This window comes from Mycolicibacter arupensis (genome assembly GCF_002086515.1).
In the GTDB taxonomy this organism is placed as follows: domain Bacteria; phylum Actinomycetota; class Actinomycetes; order Mycobacteriales; family Mycobacteriaceae; genus Mycobacterium; species Mycobacterium arupense.
Window position 1 is genome coordinate 1 of sequence record NZ_MVHH01000156.1, and the last position, 206, is coordinate 206.

Genomic DNA, 206 nt, shown 5'->3' on the forward strand with positions numbered 1-206 from the left:
CACGTCGATCACCTCGCCGAGCTTGTCGATCATCGGCACCACGCCGGAGGTGGACAGGGTCACCTTGCGCTTGGAAATACCGTAGCCGAGGTCGTCCATCATGATGTTCATGGCGGCGACCACGTTGTCGAAGTTCAGCAGCGGCTCGCCCATGCCCATCATCACGACATTGGTGATGGCGCGGTCGATCTTTGCCGGAACGGTAC

1 pseudogene is annotated in these 206 nt (G+C 60.2%); it reads right to left on the bottom strand.

What is annotated here, in order from left to right:
• Positions 1–206, bottom strand: a pseudogene (locus BST15_RS21140) (23S rRNA (adenine(2503)-C(2))-methyltransferase RlmN); the annotation flags it as partial.